The 18245-nt window shown below is 49.7% G+C and carries 13 protein-coding genes and 1 pseudogene; 6 read left to right on the top strand and 8 right to left on the bottom strand.

Features of this window, described 5'->3' with window-relative positions:
- Nucleotides 1–846: a transporter substrate-binding domain-containing protein gene (locus PMI29_RS02625; RefSeq protein ID WP_008003593.1), complete on the bottom strand. Its 846-nt coding sequence runs from the start codon at nucleotides 844–846 to the stop codon at nucleotides 1–3.
- A gap of 155 nt (nucleotides 847–1001) precedes the next feature.
- Here PMI29_RS02625 and PMI29_RS02630 point away from each other — a divergent pair, with 155 nt between their 5' ends.
- The gene (locus tag PMI29_RS02630; protein WP_081501722.1) at nucleotides 1002–1895 is read left to right on the top strand and encodes a LysR family transcriptional regulator; all 894 of its coding nucleotides are present in this window, start codon (nucleotides 1002–1004) and stop codon (nucleotides 1893–1895) included.
- Nucleotides 1896–1968: 73 nt separating this feature from the next.
- On the opposite strand, the gene PMI29_RS02635 is transcribed toward PMI29_RS02630, so the two are convergent.
- Nucleotides 1969–2919, bottom strand: a complete 951-nt coding sequence (locus tag PMI29_RS02635; protein ID WP_274517878.1) for a LysR substrate-binding domain-containing protein — start codon at nucleotides 2917–2919, stop codon at nucleotides 1969–1971.
- Nucleotides 2920–3114: 195 nt separating this feature from the next.
- Between PMI29_RS02635 and PMI29_RS02640 the strand changes: the two genes are divergently transcribed.
- The gene (locus PMI29_RS02640) at nucleotides 3115–4458 is read left to right on the top strand and encodes an OprD family outer membrane porin (protein ID WP_008003587.1); all 1344 of its coding nucleotides are present in this window, start codon (nucleotides 3115–3117) and stop codon (nucleotides 4456–4458) included.
- A 358-nt stretch (nucleotides 4459–4816) separates the two neighbouring features.
- Here the strand turns inward: PMI29_RS02640 and PMI29_RS02645 are convergent, their stop codons facing one another.
- Nucleotides 4817–5653 (bottom strand): hypothetical protein, encoded by an 837-nt coding sequence (locus tag PMI29_RS02645; protein WP_008003585.1) that lies wholly within the window; start codon nucleotides 5651–5653, stop codon nucleotides 4817–4819.
- Nucleotides 5654–5686: 33 nt separating this feature from the next.
- Complete coding sequence (locus PMI29_RS02650) at nucleotides 5687–5932, bottom strand: hypothetical protein (RefSeq protein ID WP_008003583.1); 246 nt, start codon at nucleotides 5930–5932, stop codon at nucleotides 5687–5689.
- A 658-nt stretch (nucleotides 5933–6590) separates the two neighbouring features.
- Between PMI29_RS02650 and PMI29_RS02655 the strand changes: the two genes are divergently transcribed.
- The 3 genes from PMI29_RS02655 (at nucleotide 6591) to PMI29_RS02660 (ending at nucleotide 13030) form a co-directional block, all read left to right on the top strand.
- Nucleotides 6591–9113 (top strand): hypothetical protein, encoded by a 2523-nt coding sequence (locus PMI29_RS02655; protein ID WP_008003580.1) that lies wholly within the window; start codon nucleotides 6591–6593, stop codon nucleotides 9111–9113.
- Nucleotides 9114–9579: 466 nt separating this feature from the next.
- A complete protein-coding gene (locus PMI29_RS30640) occupies nucleotides 9580–11148 on the top strand; it encodes a hypothetical protein (RefSeq protein WP_008003578.1) in 1569 nt (522 codons plus the stop codon).
- A 601-nt stretch (nucleotides 11149–11749) separates the two neighbouring features.
- Nucleotides 11750–13030 (top strand): ImmA/IrrE family metallo-endopeptidase, encoded by a 1281-nt coding sequence (locus PMI29_RS02660; protein ID WP_008003576.1) that lies wholly within the window; start codon nucleotides 11750–11752, stop codon nucleotides 13028–13030.
- A gap of 336 nt (nucleotides 13031–13366) precedes the next feature.
- Here the strand turns inward: PMI29_RS02660 and PMI29_RS02665 are convergent, their stop codons facing one another.
- Nucleotides 13367–14482, bottom strand: coding sequence for a DUF3800 domain-containing protein (locus PMI29_RS02665; protein WP_008003574.1), 1116 nt, complete (start codon nucleotides 14480–14482; stop codon nucleotides 13367–13369).
- A 399-nt stretch (nucleotides 14483–14881) separates the two neighbouring features.
- Between PMI29_RS02665 and PMI29_RS02670 the strand changes: the two genes are divergently transcribed.
- On the top strand, nucleotides 14882–15247 hold the full coding sequence (locus PMI29_RS02670) for a histone-like nucleoid-structuring protein, MvaT/MvaU family (protein WP_008003573.1): 366 nt from the start codon (nucleotides 14882–14884) through the stop codon (nucleotides 15245–15247).
- A gap of 279 nt (nucleotides 15248–15526) precedes the next feature.
- Here PMI29_RS02670 and PMI29_RS0130490 read toward each other — a convergent pair.
- From PMI29_RS0130490 to PMI29_RS02680, 3 genes and pseudogenes are all read right to left on the bottom strand, one after another.
- Nucleotides 15527–15712 (bottom strand): annotated as a pseudogene (locus PMI29_RS0130490) (ATP-binding protein); the annotation flags it as partial.
- A 530-nt stretch (nucleotides 15713–16242) separates the two neighbouring features.
- Entirely contained in the window at nucleotides 16243–17643 is a 1401-nt protein-coding gene (locus tag PMI29_RS02675) for a DEAD/DEAH box helicase (protein ID WP_008003571.1), read from the bottom strand.
- Nucleotides 17640–18227: a hypothetical protein gene (locus PMI29_RS02680; RefSeq protein WP_008003569.1), complete on the bottom strand. Its 588-nt coding sequence runs from the start codon at nucleotides 18225–18227 to the stop codon at nucleotides 17640–17642. Before PMI29_RS02680 ends, PMI29_RS02675 begins: the two co-directional genes overlap by 4 nt.
- Between the last annotated feature and the right edge of the window lie 18 nt (nucleotides 18228–18245).

The raw sequence follows: 18245 nt of genomic DNA, 5'->3' as shown, positions 1-18245 counted from the left end.
TCAATCTCGTGTCGAGATATCCACGCCGAACCACTTTTCCGTCAGCGCCTTGTTGGTGCCGTCGTTGTTCACCGAAGTGATCGCAGCATCAAATGCCTGGCGCAAAGTATCGTCACCCTGACGAAGCGCAATGTTGGTGGTGCCTTGCCCCAGCACGCCCCCTGCAAAGGTAGGCCCAGTGGACACCAGTACACCTTTGTTCGCTTCAATCACAGGCTTGAAGGTGGTGACGTTCGCCACGCCGACATCAAGTCGGCCGTTCGCCAGATCAAGTGCCAGCTGCTCAAAGGTAGGGTAATCACGAATCTCCATCCCTTTGAAGTACTCTCGAACGAAGTTCGATGCAGTCGATCCGGTCTGCACGCCGATAACCTTGCCTTTAAACTTCAACTTCAATTCGTCTATCGCAGACTGTGCATCCGATGGCGAATCAGTCAAATCAAATGCATGTCCGGCGTCAGCGAGACTCTTCAGATCATTGTTTGAAGTCGTGAGAAATCCATTGGGCGCTTTGGCATACGACTTGGAAAAAGCTATGACTTTTTTGCGCTCCGGGGTGACGCCCATGGAGGCAATGATCGCGTCGTACTTTCCGACAGTCAGACCTGGAATAATGCCGTTCCACTCCTGGCTGACGATGGTGCATTTGACCTTCATACGCTCACACAGCGCATGTGTCAGATCAATCTCGTAACCCGTCAGTGAACCATCGGCATTTGTGTAGTTCCACGGAGGATAAGCACCCTCAGTGGCTATCTTGATTTCGCCCGGCAAAGTCTGGGCGCTGGCAATACCTGCAAACAAAGGCATAAACGCCATGGCAAGCAACACACGTTTTTTTAACATTTCCATCTCCCGGCTTGTTCAGATTATTAAAGGGCAGATAGCAAAAGGCTTAAAAGCGGCTAGCGATCGTTGTGGGCTCACTATAACGACGGGCTGAGAAGTGGCACAGACACTATCTAGTTGACCTCAGCAAAAGCGCTACTTATGCTGAATTCATGAGCAGATCACTTATTCCATCGCTGAACTGGCTTCGTGTCTTTGAGGCTGCGGCCCGTCATCAGAGCTTCTCCAAAGCCGGCCAGGAACTTCACATGACGGGCGCGGCCGTCAGTCAACAGGTCCAGTCGCTAGAAGCCAGCCTCGGCCGTCCATTATTCGAGCGCTTGGCGAATCGCATTCAGTTGACGCCGGAGGGCAGCGACTTCCTTCCGGCTGTGCAGCTTTCCATTGGCGCTATAGAGAGCAAGGCCGCCGCACTTTTTTCGCCTCAACGGATACAGCGCGTGTCGCTACAGGCCAGCCATCTGATGTCCATGAGCTGGCTGCCTCAAGTGCTGGCGGACTTTGAGCGCGACAACCCTTCCATTCGAGTCGAGCTCTGGATGGAAGGCGCTCATCTGCGAAATACCGAACCTGATTTGGCAATACGTTTCGGCGAAGACCCGGATCTGGTACGCCATCCTGGCCGCCTCATGGGACTTTCCTACGTAATCATGTGCCGCAAGGTTGATCTGCCCAAGCTGACGTCAGTGGACGAACTGCTAAAACACCGTCTTCTGGAGATGATTCCGCATTCGATGGGCTGGATGGGGTTGCTGAGTCACAACTTCGGTCCCACCCAAGGTCGTAATCTGAAGTTGGAACCTGTCGACACCACGCCGCTGGCTTTCATGATGGTCAGCCAGGGATTGGGGCTCGCGATCGGGCCTGTTCCAGTGTGTTTACCGCTGGCAGCTGCACTGGGGTTGGTAGTCTGCCCCCTTATCCCGCAAACCCCAGGCCCTGGAAACTACTACCTTGAACATCCGGTAAATCGCCCGCAGAGCGCAGCTGTACTCAAGTTAGAGCAAGCACTTCATGTTGCAGCACAAAGGTCGATGAAAGCTTAGACAGCGCCCGTTCAGAGAGATAAACAATCTGCAGCGTTGTGGCCAAGCGAGTGCTCATCTGCTTGCACTAGCCCTAACTTCGGACAATCAGATTGGCGGGAACCATTTTCCGTATCTCTCTCCGAGCATGGTCAATAAATGGCTTGAGAATTAATGTTGAGGAATTGCGCTGCGAAATGACAATGGAATAATCATTGATGATGGCCGGTTCAAAGGGAATGAACTTGAGCATGGTTCCCGTGTAGCCACTGGCCGTCAATGGATCGATGATGGATACGCCCGAGCCTGCTTCAGCCATTTTAAGGATGACGGACGCAACCTGGGTCTCGGCATTCATACGTCGTTTGACGCCATACGACAGCATCACTGAGTCGATCCTCATTCGTTCCTCCATTAACGGCATCAATGAAATAAAACTCTCGCCTTCAAAATCTTCTGGGTGCAAGACGTCACGGTTCGCCAAGCGGTGATTGATCGGTACGACTCCCACCATTTTGGCCGATACCAATGTCTCGCTGTTGCCATGGCGAGTCGCGCGCATGGGAAACATAGCGAACCCTAAATCGCAGCGGTCGCGTTGAACCATATCGAGCACTGTCGACGAGCTATGCATGTGCATTGAAACCACTGCATCGGGGTGCTCGCGCGTAAAGCTCGCTATCGCCCGAGGCAGAAAGGACAGTGACATGCTGGGGGCTGCTGCAATTTCCAGATAGCCCATCTTCAAGGCCTTGATGTTTGAAGCAGCATTCGCGATGCGCTCGATGCTGATCAATGACTGCTCTACATCTTTGAACAGTAAGGCTGCTTCGGCCGTAGGCAGAAGCCGACCTTTGGTGCGCGTGAAGAGAGGAATCGCAATCCTCTCTTCAAGATCGGAGATAAGTCGTGTTACCACGGGCTGAGTGATCTCGAGCATTTCAGCGGCGCCAGTAACGGTCTTGCGCACCATGATGGCTCGAAATGCTTCGAGGTGGCGCAAAGTGATTCGATTCTCCACAGCCCTTCTCCAAATCAATAGCATTTCAGCATAGGATAATATTGTAACACTATTAATAATCGTTGATTTGAATTAAATAACTATTAAAAACAACAACTTATATATCAATGGCACTCCTATTGCTAAATAGCATTGCATTGGTGAGATTCTGGATTGCGCATCAATCCACTTTCACCATGCGATGCAACTCAACACCACAAAAATATAGGAGCATTTTCAGTGATCAAGTCTACGCTGGCACTCGCAGTTGCCTTAGGCGTTACAGCTCAACAGGCTAATGCCGCCGGATTGATTGAAGACAGCAAGGCGTCCATTAGCTCTCGTACGCTGTACTATGAAAATGATCAGCGCGGTCCCAACGGTGTTGATCAGCGCCAAACCGCAACGGGTCTGAGGTTCGACTATCTGTCGGGCTATACGCAAGGTGTCGTCGGTTTTGGATTGGATGTTCAGGGGTTGCTGGGTCTAAATCTGGGTGGCGGTATCTCTCCGCACAGCGCTACTACGAGCAATACGATTTCCCCGACGGAAACCGATGGATCGCCGGTAGATGAATGGAGTCGTCTGGGGGCAAACGGCAAGATCATGTTCTCTAAAACCGAACTGAAAGCGGGTAACGCTTTAGCGCCGAACCTGCCCATTCTGGTGTCAAATGACAGTCGAGTGCTCCCTGCGAGCTACCAAGGCGCCATTTTGACTTCGAAGGAGATAGATGATTTTACTTTCACTGCCGGCAACCTGAATCGTGAGATAGGTCGCGCCTCCAGCAACTGGGCAGGTATCGCCGCGGGCGGTCGCAAGGGTTCCGATGGTTTTCGGTTTGGCGGTGTGGACTGGAAAGTCAATAAAGACCTGACTCTTCAGTATTACTACGCCAATCTTGAAGATTACTACCGTCAGAATTTCCTAGGGTTGGTGCATGTCTACCAGATTGCGCCTGACCAGTCGTTCAAGACAGACCTGCGATATTTCAATAGCAAGTCTGATGGCAAAAATGGAAGTGACTCAAATTTCGCTTACAGGAATGGATTTAACGAAGGCAATACTGGTGAAGTCGACAACAATACCTGGTCTGCTGCATTCACTTATACCCTCGGTGGGCATGCGCTGACCATGGGTCATCAGCGTGTCAGCGACAGCGGTGGGATGGTCTTTATTAACAACGCTAATGTTGTCGATGGGAGGGGTCGCGCTGAAGGTGAAGGCGGCGCGAGCGTTTATCTCAATACCGATATCATGATCAACAGTTTCACTCGCGCGGGTGAAAATTCGACGTTTGGTATGTACAACTACGATTTTGCCGCGCTGGGCGTGCCAGGTCTTAAGGCGGGGTTGACCTACATTAGCGGTCGCGACATACGTGGATCTGGCGGCGTTACGACTGAAAGGTATAGCGAGTGGGAGCGCGACGTTCGTCTGGACTACGTCCTTCAGTCCGGTGCTCTTAAAGGATTGGGTTTCTCTCTGCGCCGAGCGAACTTTCGCACTGAGTTGCCTACTGCAACTCTTCAGGATCAGGATCAGACCCGATTCTACGTCAACTACACTTATGCCCTATGGTAGGAGCAGAGTTGCTCGGCATCGTTTAGCAAATGTAGTTTAATCAAATTCAAGCATTTTAAATATTTAACCTAAGAGCAATCCCTTGGGTTGTAGGTAAGTCTGTGGCTTCCCCTTTTTAATGCGCGAGCTTGGCCGCGCTGTGCACAAGTAGTGTGCAGCGCGGCGCGCCCTGCAAAGTTCCCCGACTAGCGTCAACTCTGAACTGCCCAGGAAAGACTCTAAATGCTCGATAGTGGAGGTAAATACGGTCGTAAAGACTGTCAAACCTAAGCTGCTGCATGCTAAGTCGGTCGCAGCCTCATCCGGCAAGCCAGTAAAAATCGGCAGATGTCGGCGCGGAGAGCCAGAGAGACATAGATCAAGCGGGCGGAGCGTTTTCCTGCTGAAAAGCTTGGTACGCCTTTATATCGAACAGGTTGATGGTCTTGATTTCGCTTAAAGGAAACGCCACCTCAAACAACTCAGGGTTCAAGTGGCTAAGTGACTCATCCTTCTTGAATCGCTGATACACATTTATGTACCAGGTGGTGAAACAAAGCTTCATTTCCTCTCCCGCGCGATAGCCACTCACCACGGGCAGGATCCGGAGCATGTCGCGTTTGTCACCCGGATCAATCGCCCCGGTCACATAGCCTATGTATACCTTACCGCTCCCCAAGGTCACAGATACGGGAATGGTCAACTCTAATGACCTCATCAAGATGATCTCAAGATCGGCATTCAGAACGCGTACTGCTGTCTTGAGCGCAGTCCGGTTGGAGTAGGCATAAATCAGCCCAAAAAAATGGTGGTCACGGTTTTTGATCCGACGTACGAGCAGTCGGAAAATCTCTTGTCTAGAAATGGATTTGAGCGCCAGCAGCCAGTTGAGAAAATAGCCGCCAACCATTCCTAGAAACAATGTGAAAAACAGAACGAGAAGCCAAAACGCTGTATCGGTCGGCCGGTCACTGGAGTCCTGAAGGATTGCCAGGTCTGCCCACTCCCTTACGAATGCAAGATACGGCTCTAACTTTTGTTTGACCGAGGTAAGAAAAGCAAAAGCAAGAAGGAATAGCCAAATACCCCAGAATGCGGCCCTGATATAGACCTTTTGAGAGTCTTCACGTTTTATAAGGTATCTGGTTTGATGCCACGTGCTTACGAAAAGATAGCCAGCTATCAAGGGGAAAAACGCCAGCGCTGCTTTGAGCATCAACCTATCCTTAGGAGGCGATTAACGCCGGGTTTAATCGCCTTGTGCGACGCACTTTTTAGGATCGCTCTTCTTGTCTTGAATCTCTGTCCTCAAAGATTCGAATGCTGAAAGCTGATTTTGCACAGCTTGCGAGCGAATCACTTCTTTTGGGTCAGCAAACATTACGCCGTCTCCCGTGACGTAAAAAGGCGTTGTTTTTGCTGCCTCACGCTCAGCACCTTGGTAATAGCTTTTCAGTCTATCCATCAAGGTTTTATGTTCGCGATGTTTGCTCACTGTCATTCTCCTCTAGCAAATTCGTCATCCGTTTTGACTTAAACAGCTTCCTTGTTGAACGCAACATAGGAGATAGCTCCTAGGAGCCCGAGACCAGCCGACAGTTGTCGATGGCGCGAGGCAGGGAGGATATTCCCCCTACCTAACCATCAGCAATAGCCTTGCATCGGCTATGGACCTCTACGGATCTACCTAGGGTTTAGCATAGATTCGCCATTGCACCCGTTTATTCAGGACCTCTGGTCGCTGACTGTATCCCATCCTTTTTATGGCCGATATGCGGTGCAGGCACAACGAGCAGAGGTGGCTCGGTGAATTTCACCCTGCCGTAAGACGTAGATTGGTACGAGCGGTTGAAAGAGGTTTTCTCCCAAGGGTTCAGAGGGGGCTGGATAGCACCTATTTGAATGCCTTGAGGAAGCGTGGTTCACCGCTCCTGAAGAACCTCTATTTAGGTTGACTGACTTCCTCAGGGCGTGAAGCTGATGGTCGCGATAAGAAAATGTCTACCTCGATGTTGACTGCCGTCTGGGCAGATTTGTTGACGCGTTTGGTGTAAATTTCACACATGAATGCATGACATAGCTATTTCGAAAATTAAGAAAGCAGTCGTCAACTAATGCAATTGGTTGTTTAACTGCCAAGTGAGATATGCGAAATGGATTTTTCTGAGATCTTAAATTCTACACTTCAGCTCGGCAGCAAGATTATTCTAACGATTGAGAATTTTAAATGTTGGATAATGACTGCCGCACAAGCAGCAATTACAGAGGAGAAAAGTGCAATTTGGGCGACATTGATAACTGACATAATAACCATTGCCGCAGCCTTGGGTGCGTTAGCGCTTCCAATTTCTTTAAATGTAATCGATGCAACCAGGACGCGTTACAGAAGTCCCTCACTGTTAAAAATCACTTCCTCGCTATCAGGCATAGATGCCAAAAAGTTAAATCGACAGTTGTTCGCGGTATTAGCAACCGCTCTCATAGCTAAATTGCTTGTTTCAATTCAGCTGTTTGAATTAATTTTGTTAGTTCCATATTTATGTGCGCTGGCAGTCTGGTTCGGCTTTGTGGTGTGTCAAGTGTATCGACATCTTAAGTTTACATACACTTTCATGTCGAACATAGGGGAGATACACGAGCGCATATTTGAAAGCATCAATAGTTATGCACAGCTTAGCTTCCTGCGACCTGCCGGGGAGCGGGGTTTTTTTTCCTCTAATTCTCTAAAAATAAAAAAGCTGTTTAAAAGTAAAGTCAGAGTTCAGGATAATGTCGCCGCCTTGATGGAGTTAGAGTCCTACTTGCTCAGCACCGACCCGTCCAAACTCGATTTGGATAGACGGATCAAGGATATTTCCTATAAGGCCTTTAGCGATCTTGATAACTATGAAGCAAATGAATATGCGCGTCATTTGCTAGCTTCTCTCCCCTCAGCCTTAGCAGCGGTTGAAGTCTCCAGGGAAGTCGATGTTTACCAAGCGTTAGCTGGGTTCTATTTGTACCTTGCTATGAGGGCGATTCTCTCCAAAGAAGAATACAAATCACAGATTGGAGTTATTGAACGAATCGCGAGATTTAGAGAGGACAAGCTACCATCGTATGGTCGCTTCTGTCGAAATGGCCGCCTATTTCTTAGTTTTGCCAATAAATCAAAGTCTAGCAATGATGCTTATACATACTTGCAAGAACATTTTAATTTTCTGATTGAAACCTCTGTTCGTGAACAGCCGGAAAATATTCCTGAGCTTTTGAGTAATGTACGCCAAGTAATTCAATTTAAAAGCAACTATCACGAAGGTGGCTGGGATCTCCCTGAAGAAGTTTCAGAATTATGGGGATACGAATCCATGCTAGAGTTCGATAAAGACGTTGCTGACACGTATGCTGGGCGAACAACCGTAGAGCAACTAAATGAGAAGATTGAGACTAAGTATAAGCCTGAGATGCAAGCCTATCTCGATGTAAAAATTTCAGATAAGGCGCAACTCAAGGAGAAGATTCAGTCTATAAATATGGTGCTAGATAAGTGCCGGAAAGGTATAGCGTTAAAAAGATTTTCAAGCGACATAGAAATAGGAACTTTGAGGGCTCTAGCTACATTGTTATCTACGCATCCTGAAATAGTCGTCGAGTGTAGAGAGCTACGCAATCCAGCTGGATCGCGTTCATTTAATGTCGGCCACTCTCCAGTCCCGACATCTTTGGGTGAATGCATTGCAGCATTTTTATCGGCGAAAAATTTTGGTGATTTTTATGGGGTTCGCAGTGACCTTCAGGAATATAAAATAGTAGATGCCATAGGGGCTCTTATAGTCTACGAGCTTTGGAATATTTACATACTACGTGCAACTGGAGCGACCATTAAGCCGGAAATGCCTACGCCAGCCATTCCAAATAGCCTGCTTGGTGAGATGAAGGCTGCTTCTCAAAGAGTGCCCTTGCTAAAAACGTCGCTACTTAAAACCTTGGCCAACGTTAGATTTATAGACAGGCTTGGAGTCTTGTCAGAACAGGCAGTGAGCTTGCGGGAATACGCTTGTAAGTTTTGCGAATTGTTGAGTACAGCGCTTGAGCAAAAAATTAAGTCTCAGATTTCCAGTCAGAGTTTGGACGTTACTCTATTAGACAGATTTAAGAGTGAAGTTACTCAAGAGCTCAGCTCGTCCGTCAGAAAATACCCCTTATTCAAAAGGCTCACAATAGCTCAAGTTGAACCTATAGTTTCGCATATAACTCTGCCGCGCGAAGCTTTTCTTTCGGGCACTGACACCCATTACGTTTTTGATACGTATGGTTTAAATTTAGCGCAGGAAGTGCACAGTTGGTTGAGCGGGCAGATACTACTCTACAATCACCGAACTGAAAACTCGGAAACTACATTCCCTACTCGTAAGGCGGAATGGATGATTTGTTCTTCTCGTGCTCTTAAAAAATTCCTGTCAGTCGGATTTACGATTTCGGGTCGACATATTACGTGGCCCGACGGAAAAGGCAGAATAAAATTCTTCGAGATAAATTGTGATAGCTCTGGATATTATTTAGTTTTATCAGGTGAGAGCCTGCTTACGGCAAGCTATACACATCTTGAAAACGGGTTGCCTATAGCCATGAGCTTTACCGACAAAGGTGAAAGTGTCAGTGTTAAAATTGAATATTTCGTTAATGCGCAACGCTGACCCTGCCCATATTGACTCCCATGGTCATTCAAAATGGTATTTAGGGTATACATTGTGATGCTGAGTGGGTGACCTTGCCTCTGACATAACTCCGTCTCTTTTTTCAGTCGTCATCAATGACTATTTTTGGCCGATTGTTGCCTGTCGCGACGGGCTGCAATCGACCATGGCTGTGTGAAATCGTTTTAGAGCACGTTTGACAGTCAGAGTCGGAGCAAGAATCGCGCTCCTATGTAAGTTTTCGGACTGCTGACCAACCAACAATCGGCAGATTTTACGTAGCAACGCAGACTTCAAAACAGTGAATGCGTTTTCACACAGCCTGGACCCGAAGCGGTCATTGGCACAGGTACATCGGCTGGGCCATTGGCTCTGAGTCTGATCGCGGTCTATATCGATTTTGATACTTAGTGAGAGGCTTTCAATTCCCTAGGATGGCGATCACTTCATCTTCAAGGAAATAACAATGCTGCCAACTGCTAATCAACTGCCGACTTTCGGCTACCTACACAAGGTCGTGTGCGATTGCCTTGGGCTTTGGAACAGCGAGAGTCAGGACGTCACCTTCCACGTATCCGCCACGGAGAAAGATCGGCGCATCGCACTTCGGCAGGCTTTCGAGGAAATCAAAAATGACGACGGCGCCTATGGCTCGCTCGACGATCTAGTCGCAGCGGCTGCCCAATTCGCCCCGAAGGACGCACAGAAAGTAAAAAAAAGCAGAACAATCCACGCCTATGTCAATCATCTATCCAAAAACGACTTTGAATCCTTCGATGAGTACCTGGAACTGAGCCAATACATCAAGACGTTGATCAGTGAGCGTTACGTCCAATGGGGTGTGTCCGAACTGGCTGTAGGTTTTTACGTATCGGCACTTGCGCACTACAGGGAGTTTGTAAGAGAGCATGCCTGCAGCGCGCAGAGTCAGGTGTATAGCTTTCAGTTCTTTCTCAGCCAAAACCTTCGCCTACTGGCGGCAGCGCTGGCCGACTCGCTGTCACCAGGCAATGCATGGCCAGATACCGAGCGGAATGAGCAGTGGCCTTTGAGAGGGTTCGCTGACGACGCTTGTCGCATCACCGGCATTTCGTTGCACAAACTTCACCAGTACCACGCGTTTCAACAAGAGAAACCGCTTAAAGAGCAAGCATGGAACCGAGACTTCACCTCCCAGCTGGTTAATACCCAGTCCAAACAGGTGATCGACCGACTGCGCAAGCACAGCCGGATGAAGTGGGAAACCTTTTATCCTACCCTCCAGCCACTGACCTACCACCTCCCGGAGGCCATCGGTGAAAAGGCATTCGCGATCAATGCATTTGCGGCCCTGATCGCTCACAACCTCAATGTTCATGTGGCTGACTGCGGGCCGTTCGCACCTCCGGTGAAGGGCGGCCTACCGCCCGGCCTGGTTGAGCACAGCCATTCAATACCTAGCAGCGACCTGCTTGATCTGTTATTCAACGACTACCCCATCGGCCATGAGGCCTTTGCGCAACAGGCGCCCAGCCGCTTTCAAACCCTACTCGACCAAATTCGCGCCTTACCCAGCTCACTCAACCGCGTTTCCGACATTCCGGACAGCCTAGAGCTAGCTTATAAAGGTCAACACAGGCGGTTCATCGAAGGGAACTGGCACGCAGCACTGATGCATGGCCCCAACTGGCTGAATGAATGGGGACAGGCCCGGGAGGCCATGTTTGCCGGTGACAGCCTACTGGCGCTCACGCACTTCAAAACGGCACTCGAACAGTCAAAATACGTGGCGGGGCCGTTATTCATCCCGTTTTATATCCAGGCGTGCGCGTTCTGCAAATCGCAGTATCGTCGGCTGTCAGAAATAAACGAGGAGGAACTGTTCGAGCGGTTCTACGAACAGTTGGGCAGCGATGCCGCCCAATATGCCGGGCTGATGGGCTACACCCCACATTTCGTGCGAGACCCAGGCACTCTGATACCCAGCACCGTGTTACCTCTAAGGTTCAAGCTGATGATGAGTGAAATCGACGCGCTGGCAAGAACACTGGCGTAGCCGCTAGCCAGGGGTGGCGAACCCTTTTAGCCCGATGGCGCCACCATGCTGCATCGCTGGGCTGAGCGGGATCACCGCACACGCTACAGAGCAAAAGCGGCCGAAGCGACCGGGGCGCTTGGTCGACTGTCGTCGCTCGCCAGGGACGCCAGTCGACCCATAGCGGCCCTCCGTGAGGGCCAGAAACCGGCCGATTCTGTTGAAAAAGTCGGCCATGGTTTTCGCAGCTGAAAAGTACGCGTCCGAGATTGAAATCTGTACTTTCGGTAGAGTCTTCTAGACGCAGATTTCACGTGGCAGCGTGCAAAAAAGGCGTTTTCACCCATCAATGATCAGGCAGTTTGGAATGACCGACTTTTTCAACAGAATCGGCCAAAAGCTGCCGGTCGATGGTGTCTATCAAGCCAGAGGTGATTCATCGGGAACCCTCTTCTATACAACCCACACCTATACAACCCACACCAGCCCTTCATTTGGCTCATCAAGCAGCCCTCACGAGCGACATCCAGAGTCGCACCGTTAACAACCAGCATATGTATAGAAATTTCTACTGCGCTATCGGCTATTCTCAGAGTCCAATCAGCAGCATTTCTGCGTAAATATGGAAATTGAGAAGCTAAGCACTTACGCCAAGGGCGACAAATTTGAAGAACAGGTTTTTCACTTCCTGTCTCGTGAGATCGATGAGGGGCGCTTCTTCTGTCGACCTGAGCACTGTCGGATCTACAGAAAAAGAGGCTATTACTCGCGCGATCGAGAAGATTCCATCATCTTCGATATTGCGATCGAGGTGTTCCTGCCGGGTCTCGAAAAACCATCGATGATCATCATAATAGAGTGCAAAAACTACAGCGGTACTGTGCCCGTATGCGACATTGAAGAGTTCAGCTCCAAGCTCAGTCAGGTTGCCGGCTTCAACGTCAAAGGAATTTTCGCCTCCATGAGCGCGTTTCAGTCTGGTACCTTCAACATTGCTCGCAACAAAGGCTTCGGCCTTCTGCGGTACTTTGACCAATCTGAGTTTCGATGGGAGCTTCCTCGAGCGTTGCTAACAGGAGCTAGAAGCGCAAAGTCGCGTAAGCGAGCGGAAATTGAATATGCTCTGACACATCCGGACTTTCAGCCCACTATCTACAGCGCCTACGCCGTCACTCCGTCTGGTTACACTGATGGGTGGGAAGGCATTTGGAAAGGGCTCAGCTTTGAAGCTGCTTTCAGCGAAGATGAGCTGAGGTTGATTCATCCGCCCCTACCTGCGACCAAACCACGTGTTGCCTTTATCTCAAGAAGCAGCCTCGAAGACTTAGCCGAACGAGCATTGAAGTCGATTTCCTACATCCGAGGCGATGTAGATCTAAATAAGCTTGTTGTCCAGGAGAGAAATGCCAATGGCTTGATTGTGCGTTTTCTTGAGGAGAATCGCTCAGCTCTGGGCAGCATTACCTTCAGCCCCTTGGAAATAAAAATCTTCACCGCCGACGAAAAATCAGACTTGGCCAGGTTCACATTGGCCCATGAGCTGGGCCATTATTTTCTTAAACATGGACGATACATGACACGCGAGAGCATTCAGTCTCGGGACATCGATCAAAGCCAGCTCATCACTATTCCAAAGGGGGAAGTCGAGCGACTTGAATGGCAGGCAAACACGTTTGCCTCATGTCTGCTTATGCCTCGATATGAGTTCAACATGGCACTGAGTCTCTTGATCAAACACCATGGAATTCGAAACCGAGGGCATGGCGTTCTGTATCTGGATGGACAGCGTGACAATGTAGATAATTTCTGGATGATCGCGGCAGCGCTGAGTAAGTATTTTAGGGTGTCTTTGACAGCGATCCGATTGCGCATGAAGGCATTGGGGCTTCTAATAGAAGCTTGAATGCAGCAGTCGGATGAAACCAGATGCCCTAGAATGAATTTTTTCGGAAAACCAAATAGCTTTGAAACCCACGTGAGAAGCTGACGACTGGGATGAATTGCCTCTGGTTTGAGATATACCATTGAGCGGCAGCATTTGGTTGTGGATTCAACCTGTCTGTGCACAAAAAGTCTGGCGCTACCGACTTATGAACGCCTATAACCACTAACATTAGTCGCTGACGCGAACTGCGTCTAAACGGCCTCTACAGTGCCTCAAGCAAATGATCAACTGAATGAGGCTTCCATAGGGTTGATGCGACTTCTTTGCGTTCAGCAAGTGAAAGTCTGATTGCCGTTAATTTTTAGGCTGGGAGAAACGGACGCAATCGCTAAAACCATCTAGCTCTTGGGAATTTGTATTCACGCCGAACGATTGAAGGAACTTTTTTGAAAAGACGTCCTTCGGTCCCTCGGCTCCGTCACCTTTATTCAAATGTCGCGAAATTGAGCTTACGAAAAGGTCCGCAACCTGCATAAGTGGGGATCTTTCAGAATTCTCAGCTTCAACCACGTCAATATACAAGCGATCGTTGAAAACAGATTTTGCTGCGTTCCTGAGTTGAAGCTCAATCTCCATCATAGATAGTTTGTCTTTAGACTCCTCTTCGGAATCCTTACGGAATTGTAGGTTTCTTGGAAGCACAGCTCGTCCTGACGTGTCCTCCTCTTTGATGCCTTGGATGACCATGTGGTAGAAGAGTTTGTTCAGCGTGTCGTCGAGATTCGTCAGACCACTTCTCAGAACCCCAATACCCTTGAATGAAATTGAAGAGGAGTTTTCAATAATGGCGTTCAAAAGCTCGCAGTAGGCGTCTAAGTTGCCTTTGTTGATGTCTTTGAAGTGCATCTCGCCCTTGAAGCCCATAGACTGCTTCTTTTGGTTGATTGCGTTAGTTATCTTTATCGTTTCGTAACTTCGCAACACCCATACGCTACCGACTAATAGGTATTTACTGGTCTTGCCACTTTCGTCCGCATATATGCAATATATTGGAAAGGTCGGACGCTCCTCAAGGGCGCGCTGCTTTTCTTCTTCTTCCAATTTTCCTCTGCGCTTTCTAACCTCAGGAGATGCGATGAACATTTTAAGGTCATTTTGCACTCTTGCCCGTGCCCGAGTGATACTGTTCAATCGTTCAAGTTTAAGATAGTTCTCTTGCAGAATATTGCCGCCACTGTAGAGGTCCCCTTGGAATGTTTTCCAGTAGTGTAGCTGGCAAGCAATATCTGAGTCACGGGCATTAGTGTAGTGATTCAGAATCCAAGCAACTCGATCAACTAAGCGTTTAGGACTATTTCTGGAAATTGCGAAGAGCACCCGTTGCTTTTCAGCCTCGAAGTTTTTTGTTACAGCTTGTTCGGTGTGATCTAGCTCTTCGACTTCTTCAGATATATCTGCGATCTCGTTCATCTAGAGTCCCTTCAGCAACATGAGGTTAGCTAATGGCCAGCATTGCTTGGGGGAGTGTCCGACGTCAACTACTACCGTGTCCGCCTAGCAAAGCAGTCAAGGCCTCGCGAACCCGCCAAGCGAAATTCGCCCAGCGGCTGCTTTTGGCCGTTCTCTGCCGATCATGGCCACGCAGCGTGATGGTCAAATCCGATGCAAATGACTGGTCAGGTCGAATGGAAGCGGGTGGTCAAGTGGAGTGCAATTTCGCAGCAAAACTGGATTATTCAAAACTATGGCTCAGCCATAATTATTGCTGAGCCATAATTTTCGGCTGCTAGCTCTGTTGTCGCAAGCAGCCCCTATTGCGCTGACCGATTTGCAATATACTGTTAGGTAACTACTGAAATGAGACCTGTCATGTCCAAGCTCGCAGAATTCCGTCAACTCGAAAAAAACCTCGCCGAACAGCTCCAAGCTCTCGAGGCGTTGAAAGGCGACGCTGGCCTCAAGAAAGAAATCGAATTTGAAACCAAGCTGCGCGCTCTGCTTGCCGAGTACGGCTACAGCCTGCCGAACGTGATCAACCTGCTTGATCCGAAGTCCGGTCGTCGCGCTCCAGCAGCCGAATCCAAATCCGGCAGCCGTAAGCCACGCCAGGTGAAGATCTATAAAAATCCGAACACAGGCGAAGTCGTCGAAACCAAAGGCGGCAACCACAAGACCCTCAAGGAATGGAAAGCAGAGCACGGCTCCGCGACCGTTGAGTCCTGGCTGACCAAGTGAGTTTGGTTTGACTATCAAAGGGCCCTTCGATAGGCATGGCAAGCCTGCTCCGAGTAGCAGATGCCTATCTTCAAGGAACGAAGGGGCGGCGCTTTCCTCGCTGTAGATCCGACGTGGTGGCACTGATTGAAAACTGACCCACCCTGCCGATTGAAAATTGACCCAGGGCGGATTGCTGATTTTTGTCCCAGCAATTTTGGATAAGCTTAGCAGTAGTGTCCTGGTTGAAGACGCATCGGACCCGACCGCATGCATGCGGCAGGGTGTTTATGGTGCAGATCAAAACGGTTCATCGTCCTCGATACCATCTTCATCCTTGCGCTTTCGTTCACGTGATTTGATCTTTGTCTGGGCGGCCAAGGTGCTGTTTTGCAGGCGGTAAGACTTGTTGCCCGTTTCGACGATATGGCGGTGGTGTGTCAGCCGATCTAGTAAAGCAGTGGTCATCTTGGCGTCGCCAAACACACGTAGTGGTTTTCGTGGGTCTGTTGGTCCATTGATAGAGGTTTCCGGAGGTTGGGATTGATACATGACCAGCTTCACATCGTCAGGTGGACGCCAAAGATCACGGCGCCAAAACGGGCGGCCTCCTTTAAAATGGATGATGACTATCGACGATAGTTAGCCCCCGTACTCTCGTCCACGGTTGAACAGTCACGCATGTATTTTCCCTGTGCCTCGCAGCCATCGGACTCTGAGTTATTTCCGACGATCGATATCCCATCCAGAAATCGACTCGCGCGAGCTGAACGCCCTTCAAGCAATTGACGTGCTTCTCGAGTGATTTTGATGGCCATCAACGCCTTGATGAACCGCGCTTTCTTACGTCTGTTTTTCTGTTTCCGCACAAGAGTTTTCTCGCATTGGCACCAACGCAGTGCTGCCACTACCAAAATTAACTTTGGGGAGCCGGCATTTTGTGTCCGCTGGGTCGGTGAACTGTGAAGCCGAAGCTGAACCTTTCCAACCACAGCCACGCTAATGAGCTCATGCTCTCAATACACGCTCAGAAGCTGAGTTCGGTAGTGCTGAGAAAAATTGAGTTCATACAATGCGGGCTCGGATGAGCCGATAATCGAAATAGCGTGGTCGCTACCCATTCGGGGATAGGCTCCGCCCATTGAACCTCCCAAGATAGCGATCTCAATGCCACTGGGATCTTCTGGATGGTCGTCAATCTGGTCGTCGCACTCAAACTGCGAAGCTCGTACGACACTCAATACGGCATGATCATCGGGCAAATCATCGGCCAAACGCTCCGAGTACTGCTGGAGCGCAGGTTCCGCGAGAACATACAGCCAAGCTTTTTCATCCGCATCATTTGAGCGCCTGAGGATTCTGCCTAACACCTGCCGATAGTGCAGTTCGGTACGTATACGACTTAGATGACAGCAAACCTGAAGCCTAGGTATGTCCGTCCCCTCGCTGATCATGCCAACCGCAATAATCCAGGTGCAGCCACCATGTCGAAAATCATTGATGACCTGCTGCGCGTTTGGCGTCTTATTGGTCACGACCTGACACACCTCCCCCTGTGCACGCATAAGTTCAGCTATGCGGTGAGCGTGCTCAATGTTTGTCGCAACTACCAGGCCGCCGGCTTCCGGATGGTGCTCACGGATTTCGCGAAGCTTTGTACACCCTAACATCAGAATCTGCCGCAAAATATCGTCATGGAACAGCAGATCCTCATAAGACACGGGTGACTCAGAAAGTAACCTGGCAATACTCGGATACGTTGTGACGGTGCCTTCTGTGGATAGCGTTTCAGTTAACCTCACCATGTTGTTATCCAAAACGACGATGCGCGGCGACCGACATACGCCGTCAGCGATTGCCTCCTGCAGGCCATATCGGTAATCACAGATCAACACCCCGTCTGGCTGAGAATATCGAGCAAGCGCTATTGCCTTCTGGTCAGACCTCCAAGGTGTCCCCGAGAGAGCAAGAGTGAAGGTGGCGCGGTCTTGAATCCTTTGCACAATCTGCTGACCCCATGCATTGCTTAACAGCAAGTCATGGCCAGCGCAGTGATGGATTTCATCGAAAACCGCGAACACCCTATAGTCGTCGAACAGTTTCCAGAATGCTGCGTCTCGATATTCCATTCCTTGATATGTGCAAGCAGCACCGACGGCACCTATCAACCCGTCCAGGCGTTTACCCAGAACTGCGGAGAACGTTCTCTGAAATCCATCCATTGTCTGTCGTGACGGAGCAAAGCAGAGGATCAGATCTATCTTGTCTTGCTTTAGTAATTGTCTGGCCAGCTCCGCTGCCATTTTGGTCTTGCCGGCACCGGGAGTTGCTTGGCAAAAGAAATGAGGTTGCTGAGTGTAGTGCTGCATAGCCAACGTAATGCAGTCGTGTTGCCATACCCTGAGATCGGTGTTCATGCGGCAGAAATCGCCTTAAGCGTATTCTCAATTGCACGAACGTGCCCCAGGAGCTTTGAGCTCCTGTCACGGACTTCCAGATATACCCCTTCAAAACGCCCCTTCAGGTGAGGAATTTCCTCAAACAACTGCTTGTACCGCTCGGTCTCGCCCAAGGATGAAAGCAGATCAAGCCGGGTCTCTTTTAGCATCGCTTGAAGGCGGACCTGGTCGTCTTGCCCATCCTTTGAGCTAGGCACAGGGCATGGTGTTTCTCTTCCCTCATCTGCTGGACCTTCCAGAGGATCGACGGTCATGGAGAAGTTCCCATCTACCAGTACGAGCTGCAGCCGTTGCGGCATCTCCAGCATACGAAACACCTGTCCCCGCTTTTGACGTTGCACTGCCATCTCCACCCAGCCAGCGCGAATTAACCTTCGGATCTGTTCATAAACATAAACGCGCACATCCGCGAGCCGAAAGCTTGAGGGAGGAAGGAGTGCCGCATACGCGTCTCTCAACTGATGGGTCGTGAACCCTCCAGAAAAATGCTCGCAAAGCAGCGAATGGAGCTGCCTGTCGAATTCGAATAAATCTTGTTTCATGCAGGCACCTCAATGATT

It is taken from the genome of Pseudomonas sp. GM49 (genome assembly GCF_000282355.1).
Classification (GTDB): domain Bacteria; phylum Pseudomonadota; class Gammaproteobacteria; order Pseudomonadales; family Pseudomonadaceae; genus Aquipseudomonas.
This window is presented reverse-complemented; position numbering and strand designations above follow the sequence as displayed.